The organism is Mesorhizobium sp. P2_E9 (assembly GCF_056403815.1).
This window is the reverse complement of the sequence record NZ_JBFUET010000007.1, coordinates 166,930-182,441: the sequence shown is the minus strand read 5'-3', so window position 1 is coordinate 182,441 and position 15,512 is coordinate 166,930. Positions and strand designations below refer to the sequence as shown.

Here is a 15,512-nt window from a genome sequence, read left to right as displayed (position 1 = left end):
ATGGAGGCCTTTGTGAACCTCAAGCAGCTCGCGCATATGCTGGCGCTTTCGCAGACCACGGTAAGCCGGGCGTTGAACGGCTATCCGGAGGTCAACGAGGAAACGCGCCGGCGCGTCATGGACGCCGCCAAGCGCCATGGCTATCGCCCCAATCCGAGCGCGCGGCGGCTGGCGACCGGCAAGTCCGGTATGATCGGCTATGTCCTGCCGACCGGGGCCGCCGTCGACATCGATCCGCATTTCGTCGAGTTCCTGTCCGGCCTGGGCGACTATGCCCGCTCGCACGAGCTTGACCTTGTGCTGTCGCCGGCCGATGCCGACGACCAGGAGACGACCTACCGGCGCATCGTCGCCAACCGCCAGGTCGACGCCGTCTATATCTCTTCGCCGATGCCGCAGGACAATCGGGTGGCGCTGGTCAGCACGCTCGGCATTCCCTTCCTCGTCCATGGCCGCAGCGAAGGTTTCGATTTCGACTATCCCTATCTCGACATCGACAATGAGGGCGCCTTCCATGAGGCGGCGCGGCTGCTGGTCCAGCTCGGCCACCGGCGGCTGGCGCTGATCAATGGCGACGACCGCGAGACCTTCGCCATCCATCGCGAGCGCGGCGTGCGCCGGGCACTCGCGGCAAGCGGGCTGACCCTGGGCGAACGCCATGTCTGCTCCGTGGCGATGACCGAAGAAAACGGCTATCGCGCCACCAGGCGTCTGCTGGAGGCTGGCGACGCGCCGACGGCGATCGCCTGCTCCAGCCTGATCATGGCGCTGGGCGTCGTGCGCGCCGTGCGCGACCTCGGCCTCACCATTCCCGGCGACGTCTCGCTGATCGCCCATGACGACGTCTTTCCCTGGCTGAAGCCGGAGAATTTTTCCGTGCCGCTGTCGACGACGCGCTCATCGATCCGTCTCGCCGGCGCCCGTGTCGCCGAACGGCTGGCAGCGCGGATTTCCGGTCTGGAAGAGGGCGCGCGCGGCGAGGTATGGCCGGTCGACCTGGTGGTCCGAGGATCGGTCGGCGGGGCGCCGGCGTAGGGGGCTAGGTCCAATCACATTGAACGACCGGGTTCGGCCCAAAGCGGACCTTCTAGAGCAATTCCAGGAAAAGTGTGAAACGGTTTTCCGTCCGGAATTGCGTTGAAACAAAGAGTTAGAGCGGTTTGCCGTTTCCGTGAAACGGTGAACTGCTCTAATGCATTTCACTCAAAAGTGACCTTGGTTTTGAAGCAGTGACGAAGGCCCATTAACGACGCATTAGCCCGCCCGCCCCAACATGGGCCGATGAACATCGATCAGCCCAGCACGGTTTTCGGCCGGCGCGGGCGCGAGCGTAGCGCTCCGGCCGCCCCCATTAAGCGCACCGCAAGATCGGCGCGCGCTATCGGCCATATCGTGTTTGTGCTTGGCTTGACGGGCCTTCTGCTGACGGTTTCCAGTGCAATCTTCTGGACGTTGCCGGGGATTGGAAAGGCAAATGCGGAAGCCGCGCGGACAGAACAGAAAGTGGTCGAGATCGTCAACCAGCAGGTTACTCATCTGCCCCGCTCCGGGTCTTTCTCGGTGTTTTCGCCAGGCTGGTTTCATGCGGGCGCCACAGAGCCGGACTTCAACAATGTCGACATCCGGACCACGCAGGAGCTCACTTATGACGGCTATGTCACGTCGGACCTGAACCCCACCGAAATGTTCATCGGACGTGAACTCGAATTCAACGCGATGACCAAATATTTCTACACCGACCGATCGCTGCCCAAACAGCGGCTGTCTGGCCCGGAAATGGTCGAGATCAACGGTCTCTACCGCGTCATCGGCCACGATCAGCAGGCGGTGTTGATGCGACGGTTGACGATAGCCGGTCTGGTTGTCGTCGGGCTTTGTCTTGGATCGGCGTTGCTTCTGCTAGGCCGACGAGCCCGTGAACTTCCAGCGAGTTGATCGATACCATTCGCCGGATTTCTCGGACGACGATGCGCCTGGGCCCTTTTGCCAGCATTGCTCCCAGCGGAAAAATCAGTTTGATTGATGGAGCGGCTGCGGCCGAGGAACGGAGAGCCGACATGGAAGGCGCGGATCGTTGGCTGGCTCATAGCCATATGTCCGATCCGAGGCACCACGGTGCAGCGATTGTCATGCTTCCTGCAGGCATCGGACCTCTCAGCCAGGTCATCCAGGGCGTGCTGGTGCATGCTGACTGGGCAAGGGAATACGGCCTCGACGAGACGACACTCGATCCAACGGCACGCAAGACGCTGCCCATCGCCGAGCGGCTCGATGATGTCCTGAAGCGGGATCCACGGCCTCTTTGCGTCCAGCGGCCGGCGGACAAGCGATCCACCGGCACTTGCCGCGACTTCGCGCTTGCGCTCTGCTCCTTCCTGCGCTGCAGCGGCGTTCCGGCCCGTGTGCGATGCGGCTTCGCTGCTTATTTTGGTGGCGCATGGGAGGATCACTGGGTCTGCGAATATTGGGATTCCGAGACCGGCACATGGCGCCTCAGCGATGCCCAGATCGATCACATGCTGCGGCAAAGGAACCGCATTGAATTCGATTCCACCGATGTGCCGCGCCGGTTTTTCATGACGGCGGGAGAAGCCTGGCTGATGTGCCGCCGGGCGGGGGCCGACCCAGGTGCATTCGGCCACGGCAGCGTTGCCGGCTGGTGGTTCCTGAAGGTCAACGTGCTGCGCGATCACTATGTGCTGAACGCTCGCGAGACCTCGAACTGGGATCGCTGGCGCGAGGCGTCTCAACACAAACGATCGATTCCAGACGACGAGATGGAGTTGCTGGATGATTTGGCCGCACGCCCGGAGCAGCCGCTGATCGAGATCACGCCTGATTGGTTGGAACGGTAATATGCTAGCGCGGCTTCATTCCTTCGCGGCCTCGGCCGCCTTTAGGTCCAGCAGCCCATAGCCGAAATCATTGTCGCGCCCCTTGGGGCCGAGATCCTTCGCCGTTATCGCCAGCGCTTTCTCGATGTCGTCGGCCGAGCGGTCGGGGGCGGCATGGATGAGATTGGCGATAGCGCCGCTGACGATCGCCGCGGCAAACGAGGTTCCGGTGACGACGTCCGAGCCGGCGCCGCTCGGCGCCACCATCTCGACGCCGGGTGCCGAGATGAAGACATAGGCGCCACGATTGGCCTGCGGCATCAGCCCGTCCTTGGCGTCGGTGGCGGTCACCGCGATGACGCCGTCGAAGGCGGCCGGGTAGCCGTAGGGCGCCTTCGGGCCGTTGTTGCCGGCGGCGGCCACCAGCACCATGCCGAGCGCGCGGGCATTGCGGCAGGCGGCGCCGAGCAAATCGTTCTTCGGCCCGACGAAACTCATATTGATGATGCTGACATTCTGCTCCGCCGCCCAGTCGAGCGCCGACAGAATGACATCCATGGTCGACTTGCCACCTTCGAAGGCGCGGGCGTGATAAATCTTGGCGCCCGGCGCTATGCCCTCCAGCGCGCCGACGCCGGCGATCAGCCCGTCGATCGAAGTGCCATGGTCGCGCTTTTCGATAGGCACGTCAGGCATGGCGTCGAACTGCGCGGCGATGACGCCGGCCAGCGCCGGATTGGTGTCGTCGATGCCGGTATCGATGACGGCGACACGAACGTTTTCGCCGCTGGCCTGTTTGGCATCGAGCGCGATGCGATCGAAGGCATAGTTGACGATGCCGGCCGCCTGCTGCAGCGAATAGATGTGGTTGGGCTCGCGCCGCTGGGTGCGGCCATCGGCGGCAAGCTGCGCCAGCACGACGCCGACAGGACGGCCGTCGGGAATGCCGAAGCGCACCAAAGTGGTGCCAAGCAGCCGGGACTGGCGCTGCGAACGCACCTCGAGGCCGAAGGAGGCGGCGATCTGCTGCACGGCGCCGGCATCGCCATCGACGGTCACCAGCACCTCGTCGGGCACGAAATCGCCGGTCACAGCGCGCTGCGGCTGGACGGCAATGAGATCGGTCGGCGACACGATCGGGCCGCCGGCCGGTGGGCCGGCCTGGTTGTTGCCCGGCGGCGGTGCCGGTTCCGGTCGTGGTGTCGGCACCGGTGCCGGGGGCGCGACCGGGTTGGGGAACAGGTCGACGATCAGGGCGGGAAGAAAGACGGCGCCGGCCTGGGCAGGCCCCGCACCACCGGCATTGTCGCCGGCGCCGTTGCCATCCTTGGCGCAGTTGGCGCCAGCAGCGTTGGTGCCGTTGCGGCAGTCGATTTTTGTCTGGTCGCCATTGGCGGCGTTGGTCTGCGCCGACGCAGGCACGGCGGCGATTGTCATCGCCGCCGCAAGGATCGCCGCTAATCGAAGGGCCGCCTCAGCCGCCATCAACCGGTTTCCTTCCCTCGATCACAGTCTCCGCGAAGGGCTGGGCGGCAATAAGGCCGAGCTGCTTCGTATAGTCGGCCGCGTTGGCGGCGGGGATGGCAAGCCGGAAGACGCCGTCGGCGGTTGGGCCGCCGATGACCTTCAGCCCGTTGCTGCCGAGGAATGCCGAAACATCCGACATCTTCGCATCCGGTTTGAACTTGACCAGCGCGAACGGCAGTTTCGCCAGATCATCTTCCGCGCCGGCGATCTCGAAATCCTTGCCTTTGCCGCCGGGCTGCACCAGGGATTGCACCGCGATCAGCGCCAGCAGGACCGCGGCCGCCGCCCAGGCGACGCCGACCGGCACCGCCATGAAGCGGCCCCAGGCCTGCGCCAGCCAGGACGAGCCTGCCGGCTTGCGCGCGGGTCCGGCCTCGGCGTCGAACGCCTTGGCGAAGCGGCTGAGCGCATCGGCGGGCGGGCGGATTGCTTCATTGGCGGCCGATGTGCCGGAGAATTCGGCCTCGGCTTCGCCAAGGGCTGCCATTGCCGCCGGATCGGTCGCCAGCCATTCCTCGACGGCTTCGAGGTCGGAGCCTTCCAGCGAGCCGCTCAGGTAGAACGGCAGCAGCGTTTCCATTTCGTCGCGGCGCGACATCTTTTCAGCGGCGCTCATGGCCACCCCCTGTCGTAACCGGCGGCCTTGAGGGCATCACCGAGTTTCTTGCGGGCGTAGAACATCCGGGTCTTGACGGTCGCGACCGGGATGCCGAGCACCTCGCCGATCTCGGTCACCGATTGTCCGTGATAATAGGCAAGGTCGATCACCGTGCGATGCTCTTCGGGCAAGGCGTCGATGAAGCGGCGCAAGGCGGCGGCCTTGTCCTCTTTCATCGTGACGACCTCCGGCGTATCGGCGCCGTCGGGCACCGCGGCGGCGGCCTCGTCGTCGATCCAGTCTTCCTTTTTCTTGCGCAGCAGCGACAGCGCCTTGAACCGGGCGATGCCGAGCAGCCATGTCGAGACTTCGGAGCGTCCCTCGAACCCTGGCGCCTGTCGCCACAGTTCAAGAAAAACTTCGTTCGCGATATCGTCAGCCATCATTTCCGATCCCGTCTGGCGCGCCACGAAGCGGTAGACCCGCGCGTGGTGACGCATGAACAGGAGCCGAACGGCGGCACGGTCGCCCTTCGCGACCCGGTCGACAAGCGCGCGATCGGTCTCCGTCGCTGCCGTCATGGCCGGTCGAGCCGCCTGGCTCCTGTCTGCTCTGTCGCTGATCGGTCCAAAAAGGTTCATCCTCCGCCAAGGAATTTGCGGAGGCTAACTGAAGAAAGGGGCGGTTGCCAGAGCCGAGCCTTTTTCCTTCTCCCACGGGGGAGAAGGGGGAGCTAAATCAAAAACGGCTTCGCCTTCATCGTCGCCGGCACCGGTACGCCGAGCCGGCTCAGCACCGTCGGCGCCAGCTGCAACTGGTCGAGCAGCGTGTCGCCCTCGGGTCCCTTGCCGGGGCCGAAATAATACAGCGCGAAATCCTGCATCTCGTCGTCGTGGCCGCCATGGTGGCCACGATCGGTCTGGCCATGATCGGCGGTGACCATCACCTCGTAGCCGGCTTGGATCCAGCCCGGCAGGAAAGCAGCCAGCATGCCGTCCATCGCATAGACGGCATGGTCCATCTCGTGGCAGTCGTGACCGAAGCGATGGCCCATCGAATCCAGCGTACAGGTGTGCAGGATGCCGTAGTCGATGCCATGGCGTTTGGTCAGCATGGTCAGGGTCGCGAACAGGTCGACATCGCTCGGCGTCATCTGGTTGCGCAAATTGTAACCGGTCATGGTGTGGAACCGGCCATGCGTGATCGGCCCGCTTGGCTCGTCATATTCCATGTCCTCGACCAGATCGAACGGGTAGGAGCGGAAGAATTCCGACCAGTAGGAATGCGTTACCGCGCCTGTCTTGCCGCCGGCCTTGCTGACTTCGGAGAAGATGTCAGGCTGCCCGACGCGAAACCGGTTTTCGTTGGAAAGAATGCCGTGCACCTGTGGCGACACGCCGGTGTGGATCGAGGCATAGCAACAGGCCGAGGTCGACGGCAGCACCGAGCGCATCTTCCAGACCTTTGCCTCGCCCGATTGCACCCAGCCCTCGAGATTGCCCATCAGCCGGCGCCAGTTCCGATAGGGGACGCCATCGAGGATGATGAGCAGCAGCTTGGAGTCGAGCGCCATGGGTAGCCTCTTGCAGTCGTTCGTTGAAACAAGTACGCCGCGTGTCCCTGGGACACGCGGCGCTTTTCAGTACCAGCCTGGCGTTAAGCGGTCAGCCAGCACGCGCCAAGCGCGTAGCCATCCATCATCTCACCGTTGGGGTTCTTGACCCAACCGGCAATCTTGTTGGTGGCGGCCGCGTCGATGAACTGGTTGAAGAACGGCACGATCAGGCCGCCTTCGTCGCGCATCATCACCGCCATGTCGTGGTAGATCGCCTTGCGCTTGGCCTGGTCGAGTTCGGCGCGGGCGGTAAGCAGCATCTTGTCGAACTCCGGCCGCTTGAAGCGCGTGTCGTTCCAGTCGGCGGTTGAGACATAGCCGGTGGAGTACATCTGGTCCTGCGTCGGGCGGCCGCCCCAGTAGGAAAGGGAGAAAGGCTTCTTGTTCCAGACTTCCGACCAGTAACCGTCGCCGGGCTCGCGCTTGATCTCGATCTTGATGCCGGCCTTGGCGCAGGACTGCTGGTAGAGCTGGGCTGCATCGACAGCGCCGGGGAAAGCGACGTCGGAGGTGCGCAGCAGGATGGAGCCGCTATGGCCCGACTTCTTGTAGGCTGCGGCCGCCTTCTCCGGATCGAATTTGCGCTGCTCGATGTCGGTTGAAAACAGCGGATAGGCTTCATTGATCGGGAAGTCGTTACCGACCGAGCCATAGCCGCGCAGGATCTTTTCCAGCAACTCGTCGCGGTCCATGGCGAGCTTCAGTGCCATGCGCAGGTCATTGTTGTCGAAGGGCGCGGTGTCGCAGAACATGTTGAACGGATAGTAGCCCCTGCCCGAGACGTTCTCGATGGTGACACCGGGGATGCGCTTGACCAGGTCGACAACTTTCGGCTCGACACGGTTGATCAACTGCACCTGTCCGCCCTGAAGTGCCGCCAGCCGCGCCGTCGCGTCATTGATGACGACGATCTCGACCTGGTCGGCATGGCCCATTTTGTCGCCCTGCCAGTAGTTGGCGAAGCGCTCGCCGCCATGGCGCACGCCTGGCTGGTTGACGGTGACCTTGTAGGGTCCGGCGCTGATGCCGGCATTCGGATTGTCCTTGCCGCCATTCGGCTGGATGACGAGGTGGTAGTCGGCCATCAGATAGGGGAAGTCGGCGTCTGCGTCGCCGAGCGTGACCACCACTTCCTTACCGCTCGGCTTGATCGTCTTGATGTTCTTCAGCACGCCCAGTGCACCCGACTTCGACTTCTCGTCGGCGTGGCGCTCGAGTGTGGCAGCGATATCTTCCGCGGTCACGGTCTTGCCATTGTGGAATTCGATGCCGTCGCGCACCTTGATCGTCCAGGTCTTGGCGTCTGCCGAGGCGCCGATCTCCTGCGCGATCAGGTTCTCGACGCCACCTTCCGGCGTCAGTCGGACGAGATATTCGCCCCACTGTTTGGCGAAGCTGTAAGTGACCTGGCTGAGGTTCAGCGCTGGATCGAGGCTGTTGGTCGATTCACCGCCCTGCAGGCCCGCCTTGATGATGCCGCCCTTGACCGGCGTCTGTGCGAAGGCTTTCCCGGCCAGCGCCGTTGCCAGCGCCACCGACACACCCAGTGCCGCCGTGCGGCCAAGGAAGTCGCGACGCGATATCCGGCCCTGGCCGGCGAGATCAGCGAGATGGTCGAGTTCAGTCTTCATGTCCTACCCCTTGTTGAAAACAACGTCACGAGCAGCGCCCGTCCGGAAGGACGTGTCGCGCTCTAGTGTTGCATACGGATGACGATGGTCGCTCTGAGCCAGACGCTGACTAATTCCCCGCGCTGGCCATGCGCCGCCCCTTGATCGCCTTTTCCAGCCAGCCGATTTCCATCTCCGGGACCGATGACAGGAGAAGGTCGGTGTAGTCATCGAAGGGGGGCGTCAGCACCTTGCTTTTCGCGCCATAGCGCACCACCTCGCCGCGATACATCACCGCGATCGAATCGGCGATCGATTTCACCGTCGCCAGATCGTGGGTGATGAACAGATAGGCGACATTCTCCTCCTTCTGCAGCTCGAGCAGCAGCTTCAGGATGCCGTGCGCCACCAGGGGGTCAAGCGCCGAGGTCACCTCGTCACAAATGATCAGCTTGGGTTTTGCCGCGAGCGAGCGGGCGATGCAGACGCGCTGCTTCTGGCCGCCTGAAAGTTCGGCCGGATAGCGGTCGGAAAAGCCCTTGCCCATCTCGATCTTGTCGAGCAGTTCGGCGACGCGTTTGTCGCGCTCCTTGCCGCGTATGCCGAAATAGAATTCGAGCGGCCGGCCGATGATGGTGCCGACGGTCTGGCGTGGGTTCATCGCCACGTCGGCCATCTGGTAGATCATCTGCAACTGCCGCAGATCTTCTTTCGGCCGGTCGGCAAGCTTGTTGGCCAGTGGACGGCCGTCAAAGGTGACGGTGCCTTCTTCCGGGGGCAGCAAACCGGTGATGGCACGCGCCAGCGTCGACTTGCCGGAGCCGGACTCGCCGACGACGGCCAGCGTCTGGCCCGGAAAAATGTCGACCGAGACGTTCTTCAGCACCTTGATGTGGCTGCGGCCATAGGCGGCGGTGACGTTTTTGACCGACAGGAACGGTGTCGTGCCGGGTTTTTGCTCGGCATGCTCGATCTCGTGCACCGACACCAGTGCGTTGGTATACTCTTGGCGCGGTTCCTTGATGATCTGGCGCGTGCCGCCCCATTCGACCAGCCGGCCATGGCGCAGCACCATAATTTCGTCCGAGACCTGGGCGACGACGGCAAGGTCGTGGGTGATGTAGAGCGCCGCCACATGGGTGTCGCGGATGGCGTCCTTGATCGCCGCCAGCACGTCGATCTGCGTCGTCACGTCGAGCGCCGTCGTCGGTTCGTCGAAGACGATCAGGTCCGGCTCGGAGCACAGCGCCATCGCCGTCATCACGCGCTGCAACTGGCCGCCCGAGACCTGGTGCGGGAAGCGTTCGCCGATGGTTTCGGGGTTTGGCAGGCTGAGCTTCTTGAACAACGCCACGGCGCGTTTCTCAGCCTCGGCCCGTGTCGCTGTGCCGTGCAGCAGCGTGGCTTCCACCACCTGGTCCATCAGCCGGTGCGCCGGGTTGAAGGCGGCGGCTGCCGATTGCGCGACGTAGCAGACCTCGCGGCCGCGCAGCTTGCGAAAGCCTTCCTTGCCGCCCTTGAGGATATCGCGGCCGTTGAGGATGACCTCACCGCCCGTGATGCGCACGCCGCCGCGGCCATACCCCATGGACGACAGGCCGATGGTCGACTTGCCGGCGCCGGATTCGCCGATCAGGCCGAGCACCTTGCCCTTTTCCAGCGTCAGCGAGACGTCGTGCACCAGCACGATGTTCTTCGGCGCCTCGCCGGGCGGGTAGACTGTAGCCTCGATGCGCAGATTGCGGATGTCGAGCAGCACGCCGGGTTTCGCTTTGGTGTCAGCCATCACCCGCGTCCTCCCTTCAGGCTTGTCGTACGGTTGAGCACCCAGTCGGCGACCAGATTGACCGAAATCGCCAGCATGGCGATCGCCGCCGCCGGGATGAGTGCTGCGCCTATGCCGAAGACGATGCCATCCTTGTTTTCCTTGACCATGCCGCCCCAGTCGGCATCCGGTGGCTGCACGCCAAGGCCGAGGAAGGACAGTGTCGACAGGAACAGCACCGCATAGATGAAGCGCAGCCCGAGTTCCGAAACAAGCGGCGACAGCGCATTGGGCAGGATCTCGCGGAAGATGATCCAGGCGCTGCCTTCGCCGCGCAGCTTTGCGGCTTCAACGTAATCCATGACGTTGATGTCGACGGCGACCGCGCGCGACAGACGGTAGACGCGCGTCGAGTCGAGAATGCCCATCACCAGGATCAGCGTCACCAGGTTGGTCGGCAGCACGGAGAGGACAACCAGGCCCATGATCAGCGTCGGGATCGACATCAGGAGATCGACCAGGCGCGACAGGATCGTGTCGAACCAGCCGCCGAACACCGCCGCCGAGAACCCCAGTATGGCGCCGAGCGAGAACGACAGCGCGGTGGCCAGCACCGCGATGAACAGAGTGATACGGGCGCCGTAGATCATCCGCGACAACAGATCGCGGCCGAGATTGTCGGTGCCCAGCCAATGCGCCGCCGACATCGGCTCCCAGACATCGCCGACGATCTCGGCATTGTCATGCGGTGAGATCCAGGGCGCGAAGATCGCCGCCAGAACGAACAGCGCCGTCAGGATTATGCCGATCAGCGCGGGGATGGGGATGCGTTTGATATCGAGCATGCCCGCCCCCTATTTCGGATGTCGAAGACGCGGATTGGCGATGATCGCCGCTATGTCCGCGATGATGTTGAGACTAATGTAGACGGCGGCGAAGATCAGGCCGACGGCCTGCACCACCGGCACGTCGCGCTTGGTCACATGATCGACGAGATATTGTCCCATGCCGGGATAGACGAAGATCACCTCGACCACGACGACGCCGACGATCAGATAGGCGAGGTTGAGCATGACGACGTTGATGATCGGCGCGATGGCATTGGGGAAGGCGTGCTTGCGGATGACGTTGAAGGCCGACAGGCCTTTCAATTCCGCCGTCTCGACATAAGCCGACTGCATGACATTGAGGATCGCCGCGCGGGTCATGCGCATCATGTGGGCGAGCACCACCAGCGTCAGTGCCGTCGCCGGCAGCGCGATCGCCTGCATCCGCTCACCGAACGGCATGCCGTCATAGACAGTCGAGATGCCGGGAAAGATCTGCCACTTCACGGCGAAGAAATAGACCAGCACATAGCCGATGAAGAATTCCGGGAAGGAGGTCGACGCGAGCGCCAGTCCGGAGATCAGCTTGTCTACCCAGCCATTGCGGTAACGCACCGCGATCAGGCCGAGGATGATTGCCAGCGGCACCGCTACGATCGCCGCCCAGAAGGCGAGGAACAGCGTATTCCACAGCCGGCCCTTGATCGAAGTCGCGATGTCCTGGCCGCTCGACATGGCCGTGCCGAGGTCGCCGGTCAGCACGCCGCCGAGCCAGTGGAAATACCTGACATAGGCCGGGTCGTTCAGCCCGAGCTGCTCGCGCAGATTGGCGAGCGACTCCGGCGTCGCCGATTGTCCGAGGATGGCTTGCGCGACGTCGCCGGGCAGGATCTGGGTGCCGGCGAAGATCAGGACCGATATGGCCAACAGAAGGAGGATGCCCAGCGCAATGCGCTGGGCGATTAGTTTCAGGATGGGTGAGGACATCTCCGCAAAGCCGGACTCAGGCCTGCAGCCAGCACTTCGCCAGGGCGTAACCGTTCATCAGTTCCTGATGCGGATCATCCACCCAGCCGTCGACCTTCGCACCGGTCGCGTCGATGAACTGGTTGAACATCGGCAGGATCAGGCCGCCTTCGTCGCGCACCAGAACAGCCATGTCGTGGTACATCTGCTTGCGCTTGGCATCGTCGAGCTCGGCGCGCGCCGCAAGCACCATCTTGTCGAAGTCCGGGCGCTTGAAACGCGTGTCGTTCCAGTCGGCGGTCGACAGATAGGCGGTCGAGTACATCTGGTCCTGCGTCGAGCGGCCGCCCCAGTAGGAAGCGCAGAAGGGCTGCTTGTTCCAGACCTCGTTCCAGTAACCATCGCCGGGCTCGCGCTTGAGCTCGATCTTGATGCCTGCCTTGGCCGCGCTCTGCTGGAAGAGCTGCGAGGCATCGACCGCGCCCGGGAAGGCGACGTCCGAGGTCCGCAGCAGCACGGTGCCGTCATGGCCAGACTTCTTGTAGTGGAACTTGGCCTTGTCGGGATCGTACTTGCGCTGCTCGATCTCGGTGAACAGCGGATAGGCCGAGTTGATCGGGAAGTCGTTGCCGAGCGAGCCATAGCCGCGCAGCACCTTGGTCAGCATCTCTTCGCGGTCGATGGCGAGCTTCAGCGCCATGCGCAGGTCGTTGTTGTCGAACGGCGCCGTGTCGCAATGCATGATGAACACGTAGTGACCAGGACCGGCGTGGTTGCGGATGGTCACGCCCGGCACGCGCTTGATCAGGTCGACGATCTTCGGCTCGACGCGGTTGATCATGTTGACCTGGCCGCCCTGCAGGGCCGCCGTGCGCGCCGTGGCGTCGTTGATGACGATGACCTCGATCTGGTCGGCATGACCCATCTTGTCGCCCTGCCAGTAATTGGCGAAACGCTCGCCGCCATGGCGCACGCCGGGCTCGTTGGTCTTGACCACATACGGGCCGGCCGAGATGCCGGCATCGGGCTTGTCCTTGCCGCCGTTCGGCTGGACGATCAGGTGATAGTCGCTGAGCAAATAGGGAAGGTCGGCGTTGGCCTCCTTCAGCGTCAGCACCACTTCCTTGCCGTTGGCCTTGATGGTCTCGATGCCCTTCATGTAGCCGAGCGCGCCGGATTTCGACTTTTCGTCGGAATGGCGTTCGAGCGTGGCGGCAACGTCCTCGGCAGTCACGGTCTTGCCGTTGTGGAATTCGACGCCGTCGCGGATTTTCAGCGTCCAGGTCTTCGCGTCCTTGGACGAGCCGATCTCCTCGGCGATGCGGTTCTCGAGCTTGCCGTCCGGCGAAAGCTCGACGATCATTTCGCCCCAGCACTTGCCGAAAGCGAACGGCACCTGCGTCATCATCAGCGCCGGATCGAGGCTGTTGGTGGATTCACCGCCGACCAGGCCGGCCTTGATGGTGCCGCCCTTGACCGGACCCGCCGCGCGGGCCGCATTGGAAAGTAGCGTGTTGGCGAAGGGCGCGGCGATGCCGAGCGCTGCCGCCCGGCCGAGAAAATCGCGACGGCTCAGCTTGCCCGCTGCAACGCGCCGGCTAAGGAATTCCAGTTCGTTTGACATATTGAGTTCCTCACTCTGTTGGTTCGACTCTACGGTCGATTTTCTTGCTTCTTGTGAGGGGAATAATGACCGTAAGGGAAAGCGGTAAGCAAGACCGAATGCGACATGCCGTGGCGTAAATCGTACGTCGCATTTGGACCAACGGCGTCAGCGCTCAAACAAGCGCGCGCGGAATCCTTTCCTCGAAACTGCGCTCGAAGACGATTTTTTCACCCTCATAAGCTTCGATTCTGGCGCTGACGATAAAGTTTTGCGCGTCCGATCGCATCTCGGCCCATGTCTCGGTGCGCACCGACCATCCATTTCGCGACAGTGTCTGCGTCCAATGTGTTTTTCCTGAAGCTGACAATGGATTGTCTGGATGGATCGTCCAGGTCTCGCGGACGATGCTGCCGTTGACCAGCCCGTGGTCGAGATCGCGCACCGCGCCGAAATCATCCGCTATGGAAAGCGTGACGATTCCCGTCTTTTCGTCGCGATCGACATGGCGTTCGGAATTGGCGGCACGGATCGTTTCGGTCGCCCAGGGTGTGGCACCTTCCGGCTCGGCGAACGTCGTTTCGTTGCCTGTCGCCAACGGCCGTAGCGGCAAGGCCAGTGCCGCTGCCGACAAGGTGAGTTGCACCGGCTCCGGCGAGGGCCAGATGGCAGGCCAATAGGTGTTCGACACGGCAATCCGCAGGCGGTGGCCGGCCGGCACGCGGTAGGCGCATTGATCGAGCACGACACGCGCCGACACGGTTGCATCAGGCACCAGGGCTTGCGGGAATTCGTGCGAGTCGCGGTGCGTCAGGTTGAGCACGCCATAGGAGATCAGTTCCGAAGCGCCGTCGGGATGCACGTCGCACAGGCGAACAGCGATGTTGGCCTGCGGGCGATCGGAAGAGAACGTGACCTGAACTTCGGGTGCACCGACAATGTCGATGGCCTCGCTGAGTTCCGGCTGGTCGAAACACACCGACAGCGCATCGTCGGGACGCTGGTCGCCCGGCAGTTCCGGGCCGAAGGTGAACGGGAAATACTCGCCACCAGCAAGGCCGCAGGTCTGCGGCGAGGCGATGATGGCCGGTTTGCTCCCCTTGGGCAGCAGATCGATCGCCTGGACCTTGATGGCGGGCGCCGGCCATTGTTGCTCCGCCACCCAGCGGCCCGGCCGCTCCGGGTGCCAACGGGCCGGACGCACGCTGTCCATTACATAGGCGCGGTAGGCGGGATCGTCCTCGACGCCGGTCTCGGTGCCCTTCAGCCAATGGTCCCACCAGCGCAGCGCCTCCTGCAGGAAGCCGATGGCCGGCTGAGGCCCGGCATAATGCGGATATTTGTGGATCCAGGGGCCAACGATGCCCTTCACCGGCGCCTCGATCTTGGTGACGAGGTGCGAGATCGTGTTGCGGTAGCCGTCATGCCAGCCGCCGATCGACAGGACTGCCGCCTTGACTGCTGAAAAATCCTCGCAGATCGAACCGCGTTTCCAATAGGCATCGCGGTGCTGGTGGCTGAGCCAGAGCGGCAAAAGGAAGGACTGGTTCTCCAGCCGCGTCAGCCACAGATCGCGCCAGCGATTGTCGCCGGCGATCAGCGGATCCGGCGGCCGCGACGAATAGGACAGCATCGTCGAGGCCCAGCCGAAATTCTCGATCAGCAGGCAGCCGCCCTTGTAGTGGATGTCGTCGGCGTAGCGGTCGACGGTCGAGCAGAGGCTGATCACCGCCTTCAGCGCCGGCGGCTGCTTGGCCGCCACCTGCAGGCAGTTGAAGCCGCCCCAGGAAATGCCCATCATGCCGACATTGCCGTTGCACCAGGGCTGGCTTGCGGCCCAGGCGATGACGTCGCAGGCGTCCTGCAATTCCTGCTCGGAATATTCGTCGTCCATCAGCCCTTCGGAATCGCCATTGCCGCGCATGTCGACGCGGATCGAGGCGTAGCCGTGACCGGCGAAATACGGATGCGTCAGCTGGTCGCGAAAGATGGTGCCGTCGCGCTTGCGGTAGGGCAGATGCTCGAGGATGACAGGCACCGGATCGTCGCCGGCATCCTCCGGCATCCACACCCGCGCCGACAACCGGCAGCCATCCGGCATGACGATGCCCATATCGGGGAATTCGGCGACCTTGCGGGGAAATTCGGTGATAGTTTTCATGGGTGC

The 15,512-nt window shown here is 63.4% G+C and carries 13 protein-coding genes; 3 read left to right on the top strand and 10 right to left on the bottom strand.

The features are described 5' to 3' along the window. Nucleotides 1-12: 12 nt before the first annotated feature. From AC1D05_RS14355 to AC1D05_RS14345, 3 genes are all read left to right on the top strand, one after another. Nucleotides 13-1,035, top strand: coding sequence for a substrate-binding domain-containing protein (locus AC1D05_RS14355; protein ID WP_477441414.1), 1,023 nt, complete (start codon nucleotides 13-15; stop codon nucleotides 1,033-1,035). Nucleotides 1,036-1,281: 246 nt separating this feature from the next. Continuing rightward, entirely contained in the window at nucleotides 1,282-1,935 is a 654-nt protein-coding gene (locus AC1D05_RS14350; protein ID WP_477441412.1) for a hypothetical protein, read from the top strand. Then, nucleotides 1,932-2,855, top strand: coding sequence for a transglutaminase domain-containing protein (locus tag AC1D05_RS14345; RefSeq protein WP_477441410.1), 924 nt, complete (start codon nucleotides 1,932-1,934; stop codon nucleotides 2,853-2,855). Before AC1D05_RS14350 ends, AC1D05_RS14345 begins: the two co-directional genes overlap by 4 nt. A 15-nt stretch (nucleotides 2,856-2,870) precedes the next feature. Here the strand turns inward: AC1D05_RS14345 and AC1D05_RS14340 are convergent, their stop codons facing one another. The 10 genes from AC1D05_RS14340 to AC1D05_RS14295 form a co-directional block, all read right to left on the bottom strand. Beyond that, nucleotides 2,871-4,319 carry a S8 family serine peptidase gene (locus tag AC1D05_RS14340; protein WP_477441409.1) on the bottom strand — a complete coding sequence of 483 codons (1,449 nt, stop codon included), beginning with the start codon at nucleotides 4,317-4,319 and terminating at the stop codon, nucleotides 2,871-2,873. Further along, complete coding sequence (locus tag AC1D05_RS14335) at nucleotides 4,309-4,977, bottom strand: anti-sigma factor (protein ID WP_477441407.1); 669 nt, start codon at nucleotides 4,975-4,977, stop codon at nucleotides 4,309-4,311. The genes AC1D05_RS14340 and AC1D05_RS14335 overlap by 11 nt, the downstream gene beginning before the upstream one ends. Then, entirely contained in the window at nucleotides 4,974-5,540 is a 567-nt protein-coding gene (locus AC1D05_RS14330; protein ID WP_477441405.1) for a sigma-70 family RNA polymerase sigma factor, read from the bottom strand. Before AC1D05_RS14330 ends, AC1D05_RS14335 begins: the two co-directional genes overlap by 4 nt. A gap of 152 nt (nucleotides 5,541-5,692) precedes the next feature. After that, nucleotides 5,693-6,532 carry an alkaline phosphatase family protein gene (locus AC1D05_RS14325; RefSeq protein ID WP_477441403.1) on the bottom strand — a complete coding sequence of 280 codons (840 nt, stop codon included), beginning with the start codon at nucleotides 6,530-6,532 and terminating at the stop codon, nucleotides 5,693-5,695. 83 nt (nucleotides 6,533-6,615) lie between these two features. Continuing rightward, entirely contained in the window at nucleotides 6,616-8,205 is a 1,590-nt protein-coding gene (locus AC1D05_RS14320; RefSeq protein ID WP_477441402.1) for an ABC transporter substrate-binding protein, read from the bottom strand. Between the two features lie 109 nt (nucleotides 8,206-8,314). Beyond that, the gene (locus AC1D05_RS14315) at nucleotides 8,315-9,970 is read right to left on the bottom strand and encodes an ABC transporter ATP-binding protein (protein ID WP_477441401.1); all 1,656 of its coding nucleotides are present in this window, start codon (nucleotides 9,968-9,970) and stop codon (nucleotides 8,315-8,317) included. Then, complete coding sequence (locus AC1D05_RS14310; RefSeq protein WP_477218581.1) at nucleotides 9,970-10,794, bottom strand: ABC transporter permease; 825 nt, start codon at nucleotides 10,792-10,794, stop codon at nucleotides 9,970-9,972. The genes AC1D05_RS14315 and AC1D05_RS14310 overlap by 1 nt, the downstream gene beginning before the upstream one ends. A 9-nt stretch (nucleotides 10,795-10,803) precedes the next feature. Then, on the bottom strand, nucleotides 10,804-11,763 hold the full coding sequence (locus AC1D05_RS14305) for an ABC transporter permease (RefSeq protein WP_475454415.1): 960 nt from the start codon (nucleotides 11,761-11,763) through the stop codon (nucleotides 10,804-10,806). Nucleotides 11,764-11,779: 16 nt separating this feature from the next. Continuing rightward, a complete protein-coding gene (locus AC1D05_RS14300; protein WP_477441399.1) occupies nucleotides 11,780-13,366 on the bottom strand; it encodes an ABC transporter substrate-binding protein in 1,587 nt (528 codons plus the stop codon). Between the two features lie 154 nt (nucleotides 13,367-13,520). Then, complete coding sequence (locus AC1D05_RS14295) at nucleotides 13,521-15,506, bottom strand: CocE/NonD family hydrolase (protein WP_477441397.1); 1,986 nt, start codon at nucleotides 15,504-15,506, stop codon at nucleotides 13,521-13,523. Nucleotides 15,507-15,512: the final 6 nt, after the last annotated feature.

What these genes read in the sequence shown, in the direction of transcription:
- AC1D05_RS14350 (WP_477441412.1), top strand. Translation starts at nt 1,282, where the DNA reads ATGAACATCGATCAGCCCAGCACGGTTTTCGGCCGGCGCGGGCGCGAG.
- AC1D05_RS14300 (WP_477441399.1), bottom strand. Translation starts at nt 13,366, where the DNA reads ATGTCAAACGAACTGGAATTCCTTAGCCGGCGCGTTGCAGCGGGCAAG.
- AC1D05_RS14295 (WP_477441397.1), bottom strand. Translation starts at nt 15,506, where the DNA reads ATGAAAACTATCACCGAATTTCCCCGCAAGGTCGCCGAATTCCCCGAT.
- AC1D05_RS14320 (WP_477441402.1), bottom strand. Translation starts at nt 8,205, where the DNA reads ATGAAGACTGAACTCGACCATCTCGCTGATCTCGCCGGCCAGGGCCGG.
- AC1D05_RS14335 (WP_477441407.1), bottom strand. Translation starts at nt 4,977, where the DNA reads ATGAGCGCCGCTGAAAAGATGTCGCGCCGCGACGAAATGGAAACGCTG.
- AC1D05_RS14330 (WP_477441405.1), bottom strand. Translation starts at nt 5,540, where the DNA reads ATGACGGCAGCGACGGAGACCGATCGCGCGCTTGTCGACCGGGTCGCG.
- AC1D05_RS14340 (WP_477441409.1), bottom strand. Translation starts at nt 4,319, where the DNA reads ATGGCGGCTGAGGCGGCCCTTCGATTAGCGGCGATCCTTGCGGCGGCG.
- AC1D05_RS14325 (WP_477441403.1), bottom strand. Translation starts at nt 6,532, where the DNA reads ATGGCGCTCGACTCCAAGCTGCTGCTCATCATCCTCGATGGCGTCCCC.
- AC1D05_RS14305 (WP_475454415.1), bottom strand. Translation starts at nt 11,763, where the DNA reads ATGTCCTCACCCATCCTGAAACTAATCGCCCAGCGCATTGCGCTGGGC.
- AC1D05_RS14315 (WP_477441401.1), bottom strand. Translation starts at nt 9,970, where the DNA reads ATGGCTGACACCAAAGCGAAACCCGGCGTGCTGCTCGACATCCGCAAT.
- AC1D05_RS14310 (WP_477218581.1), bottom strand. Translation starts at nt 10,794, where the DNA reads ATGCTCGATATCAAACGCATCCCCATCCCCGCGCTGATCGGCATAATC.